We start from the raw sequence: 13,700 nt of genomic DNA on the forward strand, positions 1-13,700 counted from the left end.
GGCATTCGGGATCGCTTGCGTCGATGTCGCATGGAGACGGGGCTGATCGACAGGGATCGAAGTGGCAAATACGCGATATGCACCGTGCGTCGTTCCAACCTCATCCTCTCGGAGAGTTGTCGGTTTTGAGGCCGTTAAAATCGAAAATTGACAATTTAATACACTTCAATGGATGAATTTTTGAAATTCGAATCGCATTGATTCTTGAGGTGGCCGGACTCGCCGTGCTACACATATTGCACCGGGATTGTTCCTCATTTAAACTCGCGCTTCCGTGTCAGCGCGAAGTGCGCATTCTGCTTCACGTTTTTGCATCGCGCGCCGCCCGTTCATAACGGTGCACGCAAGGTGTGAAGTCGCCACGAGCCGTCGTGGAGCAGATCTGCCGTCGCGAGCGACAAGTTCGGGATGTGTGTCGCCCGGCTTGAACGCACGGGCAACGCCATCCGAAAAAATCAAGACTGGCGTCGCAGTGACCGGAGACCATCCGGACGATCGGGGATAGCGGTAACGTCACCTCCTTCCAGCACACACGCGTCCGCCCGGGCCACCTTTGCGCGCAGCGCCGGTGTCCGGCGTCGGCTGTCGGCATGTCCGCAGTCCAGGCGCGCTGACGGCTTGTCCGGTTGACCGGACCATGCCGGGAATGCATGGCGGCGGCATCGCGCGCACCGATTGCCGGCACCCACGCAAGAACGGGTGTAAGCCGCTTCATGCAATGCAACGGGGAGTCCATTTTGAAAATAATTTCCAGTCCTACCCTCCTGATTTCGGCTGCCGTGCTGGCCACCACGCTGGCCGGCTGCGCGACCGAATCGTCGCGCGCGCTGCCGGTGCCGGTCGCGGACCGCGCGCGTACCGCACCCGTGGGGAAACCGGTCGAAATCGCGCTCGGCAAGTTCGACAACCGTTCGAGCTATATGCGCGGCATCTTTTCGGACGGCGTCGATCGTCTCGGCGGGCAGGCGAAGACGATTCTGATCACCCATCTGCAGCAGAGCCGCCGCTTCAACGTGCTCGATCGCGACAATCTCGAAGAGATCAAGCAGGAAGCGGGCTTCCTGAAGCAGTTGCAGGCCGTGAAGGGCGCACGCTTCGTCGTGACGGGCGACGTCACCGAATTCGGCCGGAAGGAAGTGGGCGACCATCAGCTGTTCGGCATCCTTGGGAGCGGGAAGGAGCAGGTGGCCTATGCGAAGGTCAATCTGAACATCGTCGACACGACCAGCTCGGAAGTCGTGTTGTCGGCCCAGGGCGCAGGCGAATACAGCGTGTCGAATCGCGAAGTCATCGGCTTCGGCGGAACCGCGAGCTATGACTCGACGCTGAACGGCAAGGTGCTCGATCTGGCGATCCAGGAGGCGGTCAATCATCTGGTCGATCAGGTCGACGCGGGGGCGCTGGGCGCCCGCGCGAAGTGAACCGCATCGTTTCCATCGATCCGCTTACCGATATCCCTACCATGACGATCAAGCTTCCGACGCGAGCGGCCTGGCTGCCGCTCGTCGCAAGCGGCCTGCTGCTGGCCGGCTGCGCGACTCCCAAGACCCCGCCGCTGTATCAGTGGGATGGCTATCAACCGCAGGTCTACGAGTACTTCAAGGGGCAGACCGGTCCGCAGCAGCAGATCGATGCGCTGGAGCAGGCGCTGCAACGGATCCGCGCGAAGGGCAACCGTCCGCCGCCGGGCTTCCAGGCGCATCTTGGCGTGCTGTACGCGAGCGTCGGCAACGACACGCAGGCCGAGCAGGCATTCGAGGCCGAGAAGCAGTCGTTTCCTGAATCCACGGCCTATATGGATTTCCTGCTGAAGCGATCCCAACAAAAATAAGAGATGACCATGCGCACATTCATTTCAGTGAAGCTCATCGGCGTGCTCGCCGTGCTGGGCCTGCTCGCGGCCTGCGCAGGCCCGGCGCAGCGTCCGGACTACACCGCGTTCAAGAAGAGCCAGCCGCGCTCGATTCTCGTGCTGCCGCCCGTGAACGACACCACCGACATCAAGGCGACCTACGGCGTGCTGTCGCAGATGACGATGCCGCTCGCGGAATCGGGTTATTACGTGATTCCCGTCGTGCCGATGGAAGAAACCTTCAAGCACAACGGCCTGACCACGCCGGTGGACATCGAGCAGGTGGCGCCCGCCAAGCTGCGCGAGATCTTCGGCGCGGACGCGGCGCTGTACACGCGGGTCACGCAGTACGGGTCGAAATACATGGTCGTCGACAGCACGACGATCGTGTCCGCTTCGGCCAAGCTCGTCGACCTGAGGACGGGCGATGTGTTGTGGCAGGGCGCCGGGCAGGCGAACGGCAAGGAGGTGGGCGCGCAGCTCAATCTCAACTCGTACGGGTTGATCGGCATGCTGGCGCAGGCCGCGGTCAAGCAGATCGCGCACACGCTGGCCGACGACAGCGTCGACGTGGCCGGTCTGGCGAGCCTGCGCATGCTGTCCGCCGGGCCGCCCAACGGCCTGTTGTACGGGCCGCATTCGACGAAGTACGGCACGGACTGAGGCGAATCGCCTGCGTTCGTTGCGGCCGGCCCAGGTATGGCCGGCCGCATTTGGCGGATAGCGCAGTGGTCGGCCGTACGGTAGTCGGCCGCGTTTAGCCAACCTTGCACGGGTAACCGGTGTCGCCCGGCTGCGCCTGGCCTGTCGTACCCAGTCGGCTGGCACCCAGTCGGCCACACTCAGTATGGCTGCACCTGGTCGACCGCATCCAGCCGACCGCATCCAGCCGACCGCATCCAGCCGACCGCATCCAGCCGACCACATCCAGCCGACCGCATTCAGCCGACCGCATTCAGCCGACCGCATCCAGCCGACCGCATCCAGCCGACCGCATTCAGCCGACCGCATTCAGCCGACCGCATCCAGCCGACCGCATCCAGCCGACCGCATCCAGCCGACCGCATTCAGCCGACCGCATTCAGCCGACCGCATCCAGCCGACCGCATTCAGCCGACCGCATCCAGCCGACCGCATCCAGCCGACCACATTCAGCCGACCACATTCAGCCGACCGCATCCAGCCGACCACATCCAGCCGACCACATTCAGCCGACCACATCCAGCCGACCGCATCCAGCCGACCGCATTCAGCCGACCGCATTCAGCCGACCACACCCAGCGGACCACACCCAGCCGACCACATCTCCCGGCCGCACCTGTCCCGCCTCACCTGACACGCGTCCGGCGCGCGGGCCGCCTGTCGACGCGGGGCTGCTGCTGCTTGCCTTGCGCCGGTCGAGCGGCTCCCGGGGCAGGCCTGCAGGACGCCGGGATGCGTGGATATCCGCTGGACCTCGCTCCCCGGGGCCGATTCGGACGAACCGTCCGGCCGCCGCCATCGCGGCTTCACAGCAGGACACGATGCACGCTAAGATCGCGCATCGTGCCTCCGGGAGCCTGCATGTCCGCCGTTCACATCGTCATCACCGATCAGCCCGATGCATGCGTGGAGGCGCAGATCGGAGACGGCCTCAGGGTCTTCAACCTCGAACACACCGGGATCGACGACAACCGGCCGCTCGCGGTGCTCGCACGGGATCCGGAAACGGGGGAGGCGCTGGGCGGCCTCACGGGCCGCACCTCGCTCGGGCTCTTGTTCATCGATCTGTTCCACCTGCCGGATGCGTTGCGCGGCACGGGGCTTGGCGGCGAGCTGTTGCGGCGCGCCGAGGACGAGGCGCTGCGGCGCGGCTGCCGGCGCGCCGTGCTGTATACGATCAGCTTTCAGGCACCGGGCTTCTACGAGAAATTCGGCTGGACCCGGTTCGGCGAAGTGCCGTGCGATCCGCCCGGAACGAGCCGCGTATTCATGACCAAGCAGCTTGGCTGAACGCTCATCCGTCATGCGCCGCACGCGCGCCGTCACGCGGCGAAGCTAAGATGACGGGCGGCGCGCCGCGCCCGATCGACCCCGACACCGGACTGCCCATGGCTTCGACTCCATCCTCTTCCCCCAATCCGTCTTCCCGCCCGAAAGCCCAGGCGATCGCGCTCGGCGTGCTGTACATGCTGCTCGTCGCGCTCGCGCTGTGGGTGATCAGCGATTTCCTGCCCGCGATCGTCTGGGCCTGCGTGATCGCGATCGCGCTGTGGCCCGCGCTGCACCGGATCGACGCGTGGCCGCCGCTGCGCGGCCGCACCACGCTCGTCGCCGTCGGGCTGACGGCGGCCGTGGCGCTGCTGCTGGTGGTGCCCGTCGTGATCGGGCTCGCGCAGGCGGCCGGGCAGGCGCACGCGTTGTTCGAATGGGGGCGCAGCGCGCAGCAGAACGGCATTCCCGTGCCGGATGCGCTCCAGCACCTGCCGTTCGGCGCGCAGCAGGCCACGACCTGGTGGCAGGAGAATCTCGCCAAGCCGCTGCATGCGGCGAGCGCCGTCAAGGGCGTCAACGGCGAGAACTTCCTCGCGTTCAGCCGTCATTTCGGTTCGCGGATCGCGCATGCGGGCGTGCTGTTCGGTTTCATGCTGATCACGCTGTTCGTGATCTTCCAGGCCGGGCCGCGCCTGTCCGACGCACTGTTGAAGGGCGTGCAGCGCGCATTCGGCGCGGACGGCGCGGCGTTGATCCAGCGGATGGTGGCGGCCGTGCACGGCACCGTGACGGGGCTTGTCGTGGTCGGGCTCGGCGAGGGCGCGCTGCTCGGCGTTGCCTACGCGCTCGCGGGCGTGCCGCATGCGGCGCTGCTCGGGCTCGTGACGGCGGTGGCCGCGATGCTGCCGTTCTGCGCACCGCTCGTGTTCTGCGGGGCCGCGCTGTGGCTGTTCGCGCAGGGCATGGCCGGGTGGGCGATCGGCCTCGCGGCGTTCGGTTTCGTGGTCGTGTTCGTCGCCGAGCACTTCGTGCGGCCGGTGTTGATCGGCAGTTCCGCGCGGCTGCCATTCCTGCTCGTGCTGTTCGGCATTCTCGGCGGCGCGGAAACCTTCGGCCTGCTCGGCCTGTTCATCGGCCCCGCGCTGATGACCGTGCTCACGGTGCTGTGGGCGGAGTGGGTCTGCTGACTGCGAGCGGCGCGGTGGTGCGACGAGAAGCCCGAGTAGTCCTCGGAGCCCAAGAAGCTCAAGAAGCTCAAGAAGCAAGCGGGGCAATCGACGCAGTAGCGCGACTTAGCGCTCGTGTTCGTGACAGAAGCGCGGCGCGCGGCGGCGTGCCGATTGAATAGTGCTTCGCATTGCCATGCTTTAGCCGCGTTCCATACGCACCGGAGGCGTTTTTTTCGTTGTTGTTTTCACAAATTTAAACAAACGACCCCGGATCGTCGATTAGCATGCAGCTTTTACCTTGCGACGGCTCCGGCCGCATTGTCCCCCGGCATGCCATTTCCGACGACTCGAGCTGCGCTTGTCCTTCCGTTTGCCGCCGGCATCCTGATGATGTCCGGCTGTTCGTGGTTCGGCTTTTTCGGGACCTTCTCGTACTCGCGCCTGCCGGTGCCGAAGGCGGCGTCGCATGCGGGCGCGACGCAGGAACAGGTCGTCAAGGCGGGGGGCAATCCGAACAGCGTGTGGATGGTCCGCAACGGCAGCGGCGTCTGCTACAACTACATGCTGCACAAGGGTGACGAGCGGCGCCCCTACTATGTCGTGTTCGATAAGCGAGGTGTCGTCACCCGCTACGGCTTCGCGACCTGCATGGATGCGGACCGCAAGGGCCTGTTGCGGGCCGTGACGGACGCGGGCTGAACGCGTGAAGCGCGCCGCCCGCTCATGCGCGGGGCGGCGGTACGGCCTCGCGTCCGGCCGCGGCTGCGGCGCCGCACCGGATCAGGCGAGCGTGTCGACCACGCCGCCGTCGACGCGCAGCGCGGCGCCCGTCGTCGCCGATGCCTGCGGCGAGCAGGTATAGACCACCAGATTCGCGACTTCCTCGACGCTGGCAGGGCGCTGGATGATCGAGCTGGCGCGGTGCGCGCGCACGAAATCGACCGCGGCGGCCTCCACGTTCTTGCCGTCGCGCGCGGCCTGCTCCTTCAGCATGGCCTTCACGCCGTCCGACAGCGTCGGACCGGGCAGCACCGCGTTGACCGTCACGCGCGTGCCGGCCGCGAGCTTCGCGAGGCCGCGCGAGATCGACAGCTGCGCGGTCTTGGAGAAGCCGTATTGGATCATGTCGGCCGGGATGTTGAGCGCCGATTCCGACGAGATGAACACGACGCGGCCCCAGTCGCGCGCGAGCATCCCCTTCATGTAGTGTCGCGCGAGCCGCACGCCCGACATCACGTTGACCTGGAAGTACTGCTCCCATTCGGCATCGTCGATGTCGAAGAACGGCTTCGGCCCGTAGATGCCCGCGTTGTTGACGAGGATGTCGGCGGACGGCGCCGCGTCGATCAGCCGTTGCGCGCCCGCCGCGTCGGACAGGTCGGCCACGACGCCGGTGACGGCCGCGCCGGACGCGGCCACCCGGAGGTGCGCGAGTGCGCGCTTCACCGATTCGTCGCTGCGGCCGTTGACGACGAGTTGCGCGCCCGCGCGCGCGAGCCCTTCGGCGATCGCGAGGCCGATGCCGGCGGTCGAGGCGGTCACGAGGGCGGTCTTGCCAGTCAGGTCGATGTGCATGGCGTGGTCTTGCTGCTGAAAGGGGTGGGAGGGGGCGAACGGCGAGCGGCCGGACCGATGCTTGACCGTGACCGCGCCCGGGTTCGCGCACGTCGCCGTACGGCGAACTTTTCAGGCGTGCGGCAAGGATGAGCGTACCTGAGAATGCCCGGCTTGCCCTTGCCCGTCGATTTGAGACGGAGGGCGGATCCGGTGCGGCCCGTGGTTGCCTAGAGCGTGGCGGATGAAGCGAATGGAGGCCCGTGGTTGTCCCCGTTGAGGCGAATGTTCGTTTGCATCGCAGGCAGCCGTCGATTTGGCTTTTTTGACCGGCGCGAGGCGCGGCGGGTTGGCGAGCGGTTTGCTTGAATGATATCGTTTTGCCTGAAAATAGAAGCTTCGAGTCAATTGGGCGAATAATTGCCGCATGGCAATTTTCAATGCTTCCGATGGTTTGCGTAAGCGATGCGATGGAGAAAGAAAAATCGATCATCTGGAAAAACCGAGATCCTTCTGGATCGGCAAGTTCGGCATGATCCCTCATGTCGAGGGCGGATATTTCAAATATTTATTCGGGTCCGAGGTGTGGCGAAAGACCGCCGACGGCGAGGATCGTAGAAACTACTCCGGCATCCATTTCATGGTCACGCACGACAGTCCCTCTCATTTTCATCGGATGAAGTCCGATGAGATTTGGTGCTACCACGCGGGATCGGTGCTGACGATGCATATCATCGATGAGCAGGGCGAATATCGCACGATGCGAATCGGCCCTGATCCGGATCGGGGCGAATCCTTGTCGGCCGTGATGCGGGCCGGATGGATTTTCGGCGCCTCGGTCGATGAAGGGGATTATGGCCTGGCAAGTTGCCTGGTTGTGCCCGGCTACGATGATGCGGATTACCAGCTCCTGACTCGGTCGGAACTGCTGGAGGATTATCCGGCGTGCCGCGATGTCATCATGAAAATGGCCTGCGAGATTATTCCAAAATGACCGAAGGCATGCTCATGGGAATTCGTGGATCGACCGGATGAAATTAAAATAAAGCGGCCGATTCCGGCGCGGGCGGATACCGTGCCGGGCATTTGATCGAAACCTCGCGCATACCTCACGCCGTCACGCCGCCGGGCGCCCGGCGTTCTCCGGCCGTCCGCTGCGCGCATCGTCGATGGCCGCGCGCAGCTGCTGCACGGCGGCCGTCATGCGCTCGACCGGCACGCTGCCGTAGCCGAGCAGCAGGCCGTTGTAGCGCGCCGCGCCCGCCGCGCTCGCACAGTACTGCGACAGCGGACGCACCACGAGTCCGCGCGGCTGCGCGGCGGCGCAGACCGCGTGGTCCGCGACCGCGACGTCGAGCCGCGCGGACAGGTGCATGCCGCCCGCGCCGCCCGAGACCGTCAGGTAGTCGCCAAGGTGCTGTTCGAGCGCGGCTTGCAGCGCGTCGCGCCGTTCCGCGTAGAGCATGCGCATGCGCCGCAGGTGGCGCGTGAAATGGCCGGCCTCGATGAAATCCGCGAGCGCGAGCTGCTCGGCGAGCCGGCCGCGCGGCGACAGCGCATGGAAGATGTCGCGCAGCGCCGGCGCAAGTGCGACGGGCGTCACGACGAAGCCGACCCGCAGCGCGGGAAACATGACCTTGCTGAAGGTGCCGAGATAGATCACGGGCGCATCGTCGCTGAGCCCCTGCAGCGCCGACAGCGGCGCGCCGTGATAGCGGAATTCGCTGTCGTAGTCGTCCTCGAGGATCCACGCGCCGGCCGCGCGCGCCTGCCGCACCAGCGCGAGCCGCCGTTCGAGGCTCATCACCGCGCCGAGCGGGTACTGGTGCGACGGCGTGATGTAGATGAGCCGTGGCGGCCGCGTGCGCCACAGCGCGGGCGGCGGCGCAAGGCCGTCGGCGTCGACGGGCACGGGCTCGATGCCGAGGCCGGCGGCCTGGAAGGCGGCGCGCGCGCCGCTGTAGCCGGGCTCTTCGAGCCAGGCGGTGTCGCCGGCGTCGGCGAGCGCATGCGCGCACAGGTCGAGGCCGTGCTGGGTGCCGTCGGTGATGAAAACCTGCTCGGCCTCGCACTTCATGCCGCGCGACACGCGCAGATATTCGGCGATCACGCGGCGCAGCCGCAGGTTGCCCTCGACGGGCAGGTAGCCGAGCTGCGCCGGGCCGAGCTGCCGCCACGCGCGCTCGACGCAGCGCCGCCAGGCGGTGAGCGGGAACTGATCGAGCGCGGGCATGCCGGGCACGAACGGCAGCGGCAGGTCCTGCTCGTTGCCGAACCGCCGCAGCTCCGCGACGCGCCGCGCGAGCACGGGCGGCGCGGCGGGCTCGGGCGCGGGCGCCGCGTCCGGCAGCCCGACGTGCATCACCATCGTGCCTTGCCGCCGGCCGACCACGAAACCTTCGGAGGCCAGACGTTCATAGGCGTACAGCACGGTGTTGCGCGCGATGCGCAGCGCCTCGGCGAGCGCGCGCGACGGCAGCAGGAAGGTGCCGGGCTCCAGCGTGCCGTCGAGGATCGCCGTGCGCAGGCACGCATACAGGCGGTGCTGTTGCGAGGCGCGCGACATCGCCTCGTGGGCGTTCGCGCGTTCGAAGTTGGCCAGCAGCACGCCGTAATCCATCATGGCTCCAAGAAATCGATACGGGATGGGTCTACGCATGGTGCCATAGTTTTCTTATTGTTTCGACATGGTCAATTTTTCAACTATTAACCTGGAGCCCGAACATGTCCACCGCCCCCACCGACACCGCGGCGCCGTCGAGCGAGCGGACCCGCGTGCGTCGCGTCGCGAATCGCGCGCACTACGATCGCGGCACGCTGTACGCGATCCTCGACGACGCTTATCTGTGCCACATCGCGTTCGCCGACGAGCACGGCGTGCACTGCATTCCGACCGCATGCTGGCGCGAAGGCGACCACCTGTACATCCACGGCTCGAACGGCAGCCGCATGCTGAAGCTCGCCGCGACGGGCGCGCAGGTCTGCGTGGCCGTGTCCCACCTCGACGGCCTGGTGCTCGCGCGCTCGGCGTTCAATCACTCGATGAACTACCGTTCGGCGGTGATCTACGGCGAGTTCGAAGTCGTGCCGGACGCGCACAAGGCCGCCGCGCTCGACACCTTCCTCGAGCAGCTCGCGCCGGGCCGTGGGCAGGAGGCACGCCCGGGTAGCGCGAAGGAACTGGCGGCGACCACCGTGATGCGGATCGCGCTCGACGAGGCGGTCACGAAGATCCGCGCCGGCGGGCCGAAGGACGACGAAGAGGATCTCGTGCTGCCGGTCTGGGCCGGCGTGCTGCCGATGGGCGTCGCGCGGCTCGCGCCGGTGGTCGACGGCGCGCCGGCGGGCACGCCGGACTACGTCGCGAACTGGGGCGGCGAGCGCGGCGCGTAGCGAACGGGCAGGGCGCGCCGGCAGGGTAGTTTTGTTCAATACCGGCGCGCCGCCGCCTTCTATCCTCGGCGCTCGATCAACCCGAGCGTCACGAGGATACGTGCATGAATCTGCTGCTTTCAATGGCCGCCTTTGCCCTGGCGGCCTCGATCTCGCCCGGCCCCGTCAATCTCGTCGCGCTCGGCGCGGCCGCCCGCCACGGTTTCGCGGCCAGCCTGCGGCACGTGACGGGGGCGACCATCGGCTTCGTCGCGCTGTTCCTGCTGGTCGGGCTCGGCCTGCACGAGGCGCTCGCGCGCTGGCCGTTCCTGACGGCCGCGATCCAGTGGGCGGGCGTGGTGTTCCTGCTGCATCTCGCCCGGCGGCTCGCGATCGACGACGGCCGGCTCGGCGTCGACGCGTGCGCGGCGGCACCGTCCGCGCTCGGCGGCGCGGCGATGCAGTGGCTGAATCCGAAGGCGTGGCTGGCGTCGGCGGCGGGCATGAGCGCCTATGCGGCGAACGGCGACAGCGCGCTGGTCTGGCGCTTCGCGGCGATCTATCTGGTGGTGTGCTACGTGTCGGTGGCGTGCTGGGCGTTCGCGGGTGCCTTCCTCACGCGGCACCTGCGCGACGCGCGACGCGTGCGGCTGCTCAATCGCGCCATGGCGGTGCTGCTCGCGGGCAGCGCGATCGGCCTGCTCGGCGCGTAGCGGGCGGGCGGCGGCTTCAGCCCCGGTACTGGCCCGGCGTGGCCGCGACCCGCTTGCGAAACGCGCGCTGGAAATGCGCCTGGTCCGCGAAGCCCGCTTCGAGCGCGACCTCGGCGATCGGCCGGCCGCGCTTCAGCTGCGCGCGGCCGTAGTGGATCCGCCGATCGACCAGGTAGGCATGCGGCGTCATCCCGTAGCACGCCTTGAACGCGCGGATCAGGTACGACGGCGAGAGCCCGGCGGCCGCGCAGATGTCGTCGAGCGTCAGCGCGTCGGCGAGGTGCGCGTCGATGTAGTCGGCCGCGCGTTCGAGCCGGGGCGACGCGGCCGGCGCGCGCGGCGCGGGCGCCGGATTCAGGCTGCGCTGCACGGCCGCGAAAAACGCGACCGCGGCCTCCTGCTTGTGCAGCGGTCCCTCGTCGGGGCCGACCAGCAATTGATGGAAGCGGTTCAACCCGTCATGCAGATCGGCCTGCCACGACAGCGCGGCCGGGAACGCCTGGAAATCCTGGTTTGCGCTGAAGCCCAACTGCCGTTGCAAGCCGGCCAGCCAGCCGGCGTCGACATAGAGCATCCGGTAGCGCCACGCGTCGTCGCCGCGCGGGTTGCAGGCATGGACCTGCTCGGGATTGACGACGACCACCGCGCCCGGCCCGATCGTCTCGCGCGCGCGGCCGTTCAGATAGGTGCTGCGCCCGCCCAGCACCGTGCCGATCGAGAACGTGTCGTGCGTATGCGCGGCATAGCACAGCGAGCGACCGTCGTCGATCGCGCGGGCTTCGATGAACGGGAGCGCGGCGTCGCGCCAGAAGCGCGCTGTGGTGTGTGGGGCGGGGCTCACGCGATGCGGGTCCGGGACGGGCGCCGGGGCCGGCGCGGGTTGGCGAAACCCGTCGATGATACCCGCGTGCGCGACGGCGCGCGCTATCCCGCGCGCAATGCCGGCCGGCGCTCGCCCGGGTCGCGCTCGGCGGGCAGGTCGGGGAGCGGCGGGCGGGCGTGCGCGGCGACCGAAAAGCCGAACGTATTCCTGCCGTCGCCGCAGGTGACGAACACCGCGCCGCCGTGCATCTCGGCCACGGCCTTCACGATCGACAGGCCGAGGCCGTGGTTTTCCTCGCTGTTCGCGCGCGCTTCCTCCAATCGATAGAAACGTTCGAAGATATGGGCGCGCGCGACCGGGTCGATCGGCTCGCCCGGATTCGACACGGCGATCTCCACCTGCTCGCCGCGCGGCGTGATCCGCACCTGGAGCGTGGCGCCCGCGCGCGAATGCTGGATCGCGTTGATCAGCAGGTTGGTCATCGCGCGGCCGAACAGCGACGGATCGACGGGCGCGCGCGCGTCGCCCGTCAGCTCGGCGCGCAGCTGCGCCTCGTCGAGCGGGATCTCGAGGAAGTCGAGCATGCGCGCGACCTCGGCCGCGAGCGAGACGTCGGCGAGGTCGGTCGCGCGTTCGCCGCGATCGCTGCGCGACAGGAACAGCATGTCGTTGACGATCACCCGCAGCCGCTCGAACTCCTCCAGATTCGACTGCAGCGTCTGGCGCATCCGCTCGGCCGAGCGGTCACGCGTGGTCAGCGCGACCTGGGTCTGGCCGATCAGGATGCTGACCGGCGTGCGCAGCTCGTGCGCGACGTCCGCGTTGAACGATTCGAGCCGGTCGTACGCATGCTCGATGCGCTCCAGCGCGCCGTTGAATGAACTGGCGAGGTCGTGCAGCTCGCGCGGCAGCGCGTCGGCGCACAGCCGCTGGCGGCGGTTCGCCGGGCTCAGCTCGGCGGCCTCGCGCGACAGCTGCACGAGCGGTTCGAGCCCGAAGCGCGTGACCGCGCGGCTCAGCAGCAGCGAGATCAGCGTCGCGCCCGCGATCAGCGCGGCGAGCGTGAGGCCGATGTGCCGGAGCATCTTCTGGGTGCGCTCGCAGGTGGTCGACACGATCAGCCGACCGGGCGGCCGCCCGGCCGCCGCGGGCAGCAGCGTGGTGTGGACCATCACGTCGTAGCCGCTGTCGTCGAGCCGCAGCAGCTGGAACGCGCCGGACGCCGGCCCCGCCGGCGCGCCGCGCACCGGCTGGCCGAAGCGGAACGCGGGGTTGTCGCTGTCGACCTGGTAGCGCGTGGACCCGCTCGGCGGCTCCAGGTCGGCGAGCTTCTCGTGCATGATGCGCCAGCGTTCCGGGGTGTTCGCGTGCAGCACGATCATCTCGGCGACCTTCGCGCGCGTGGACAAGGTCGCGCGCAGCTCGGCGAACAGCTGCCGCTCCATCACCGCGAACATGCCGACGCCGATCAGCGTGAAGACCAGGAACGAGGTGATGCCGAACATCACCGACAGGCGCAGCGAGATCGAGCGTTTCATAGGCGCCTCGGCTCCGGTTCGGGTTCGTCGCGCACTTCGAGCACGTAGCCCATGCCGCGGATCGTATGCAGCAGCTTGTCGCTGAACGGGCCGTCGAGTTTCGCGCGCAGCCGCTTGATCGCGGTCTCGACCACGTTGGCGTTACTGTCGAAATTGACGTCCCACACCAGCTCGGTGATGGTGGTCTTCGACAGCACCTCGCCGCGCCGCCGCGCAAGCACGCTGAGCAGCTGGAATTCCTGCGCGGTCAGGTCGAGGCGGATGCCGTTGCGCATCGCGCGGCGGCTGATCAGGTCGACCCGCAGGTCGCCGATCGAGATCAGCGTCGCCTCCTGCACGCGCGCGCGGCGCGTCAGCGCGCGCAGCCGCTCGATCAGCTCGAGGAACGAGAACGGCTTTGTCAGATAGTCGTCGGCGCCGCCGCGCAGGCCGCGCACGCGGTCGTCGACGCGGTCGCGCGCGGTCAGCATGATGACCGGCGTATCCTTTTGGGCGCGCAGCGCGCGCAGCACGCCGAAGCCGTCGAGCTTCGGCAGCATCACGTCGAGCACGACCACGTCGTAGTCGTATTCGACCGCTTTCCACGCGCCTTCCTCGCCGTCCGTCGCGGCGTCGACCACCCAGCCTTCCTCGGACAGGCCGCTTCTCAGGTAATCGACCACCTTGGCTTCGTCTTCGACTATCAATACTTTCATATCCGTTCCC

The 13,700-nt window shown here is 67.7% G+C and carries 14 protein-coding genes; 9 read left to right on the plus strand and 5 right to left on the minus strand.

The features are described from left to right. Nucleotides 1-713 precede the first annotated feature (713 nt). The 6 genes from Bsp3421_RS08765 to bamE all read left to right on the plus strand — a co-directional run bounded on the left by Bsp3421_RS08765 (nt 714) and on the right by bamE (nt 5,694). Nucleotides 714-1,421, plus strand: coding sequence for a CsgG/HfaB family protein (locus tag Bsp3421_RS08765; protein ID WP_273998057.1), 708 nt, complete (start codon nt 714-716; stop codon nt 1,419-1,421). Between the two features lie 41 nt (nt 1,422-1,462). After that, entirely contained in the window at nt 1,463-1,831 is a 369-nt protein-coding gene (locus Bsp3421_RS08770) for a DUF4810 domain-containing protein (RefSeq protein WP_273998058.1), read from the plus strand. Nucleotides 1,832-1,840: 9 nt separating this feature from the next. Then, on the plus strand, nt 1,841-2,515 hold the full coding sequence (locus Bsp3421_RS08775; protein WP_273998059.1) for a DUF799 domain-containing protein: 675 nt from the start codon (nt 1,841-1,843) through the stop codon (nt 2,513-2,515). A 900-nt stretch (nt 2,516-3,415) separates the two neighbouring features. Then, the gene (locus tag Bsp3421_RS08780) at nt 3,416-3,844 is read left to right on the plus strand and encodes a GNAT family N-acetyltransferase (RefSeq protein WP_273998060.1); all 429 of its coding nucleotides are present in this window, start codon (nt 3,416-3,418) and stop codon (nt 3,842-3,844) included. Nucleotides 3,845-3,942: 98 nt separating this feature from the next. Next, a complete protein-coding gene (locus Bsp3421_RS08785; protein ID WP_273998061.1) occupies nt 3,943-5,013 on the plus strand; it encodes an AI-2E family transporter in 1,071 nt (356 codons plus the stop codon). A 312-nt stretch (nt 5,014-5,325) separates the two neighbouring features. Next, complete coding sequence (gene bamE, locus Bsp3421_RS08790; RefSeq protein WP_273998062.1) at nt 5,326-5,694, plus strand: outer membrane protein assembly factor BamE domain-containing protein; 369 nt, start codon at nt 5,326-5,328, stop codon at nt 5,692-5,694. 81 nt (nt 5,695-5,775) lie between these two features. Here bamE and Bsp3421_RS08795 read toward each other — a convergent pair whose 3' ends face one another. Next, entirely contained in the window at nt 5,776-6,570 is a 795-nt protein-coding gene (locus Bsp3421_RS08795; protein WP_273998063.1) for an SDR family NAD(P)-dependent oxidoreductase, read from the minus strand. A gap of 406 nt (nt 6,571-6,976) precedes the next feature. Here Bsp3421_RS08795 and Bsp3421_RS08800 point away from each other — a divergent pair, with 406 nt between their 5' ends. Continuing rightward, nucleotides 6,977-7,543, plus strand: coding sequence for a cupin domain-containing protein (locus tag Bsp3421_RS08800; RefSeq protein ID WP_273998064.1), 567 nt, complete (start codon nt 6,977-6,979; stop codon nt 7,541-7,543). Between the two features lie 123 nt (nt 7,544-7,666). Here Bsp3421_RS08800 and pdxR read toward each other — a convergent pair whose 3' ends face one another. Continuing rightward, on the minus strand, nt 7,667-9,169 hold the full coding sequence (gene pdxR / locus Bsp3421_RS08805; protein ID WP_273998321.1) for a MocR-like pyridoxine biosynthesis transcription factor PdxR: 1,503 nt from the start codon (nt 9,167-9,169) through the stop codon (nt 7,667-7,669). 104 nt (nt 9,170-9,273) lie between these two features. On the opposite strand from pdxR, the gene Bsp3421_RS08810 reads away from it, so the two are divergent. After that, a complete protein-coding gene (locus Bsp3421_RS08810; RefSeq protein WP_273998065.1) occupies nt 9,274-9,942 on the plus strand; it encodes a pyridoxamine 5'-phosphate oxidase family protein in 669 nt (222 codons plus the stop codon). A gap of 104 nt (nt 9,943-10,046) precedes the next feature. Then, nucleotides 10,047-10,634: a LysE family translocator gene (locus Bsp3421_RS08815; protein ID WP_273998066.1), complete on the plus strand. Its 588-nt coding sequence runs from the start codon at nt 10,047-10,049 to the stop codon at nt 10,632-10,634. 16 nt (nt 10,635-10,650) lie between these two features. Here Bsp3421_RS08815 and Bsp3421_RS08820 read toward each other — a convergent pair whose 3' ends face one another. The 3 genes from Bsp3421_RS08820 to Bsp3421_RS08830 form a co-directional block, all read right to left on the minus strand. Continuing rightward, entirely contained in the window at nt 10,651-11,475 is an 825-nt protein-coding gene (locus Bsp3421_RS08820) for an AraC family transcriptional regulator (RefSeq protein ID WP_273998068.1), read from the minus strand. Nucleotides 11,476-11,558: 83 nt separating this feature from the next. After that, nucleotides 11,559-12,995: a heavy metal sensor histidine kinase gene (locus Bsp3421_RS08825; protein WP_273998069.1), complete on the minus strand. Its 1,437-nt coding sequence runs from the start codon at nt 12,993-12,995 to the stop codon at nt 11,559-11,561. After that, a complete protein-coding gene (locus tag Bsp3421_RS08830) occupies nt 12,992-13,690 on the minus strand; it encodes a heavy metal response regulator transcription factor (protein WP_273998070.1) in 699 nt (232 codons plus the stop codon). The genes Bsp3421_RS08825 and Bsp3421_RS08830 overlap by 4 nt, the downstream gene beginning before the upstream one ends. Nucleotides 13,691-13,700 lie beyond the last annotated feature (10 nt).

This window comes from Burkholderia sp. FERM BP-3421 (assembly GCF_028657905.1).
GTDB lineage: Bacteria > Pseudomonadota > Gammaproteobacteria > Burkholderiales > Burkholderiaceae > Burkholderia.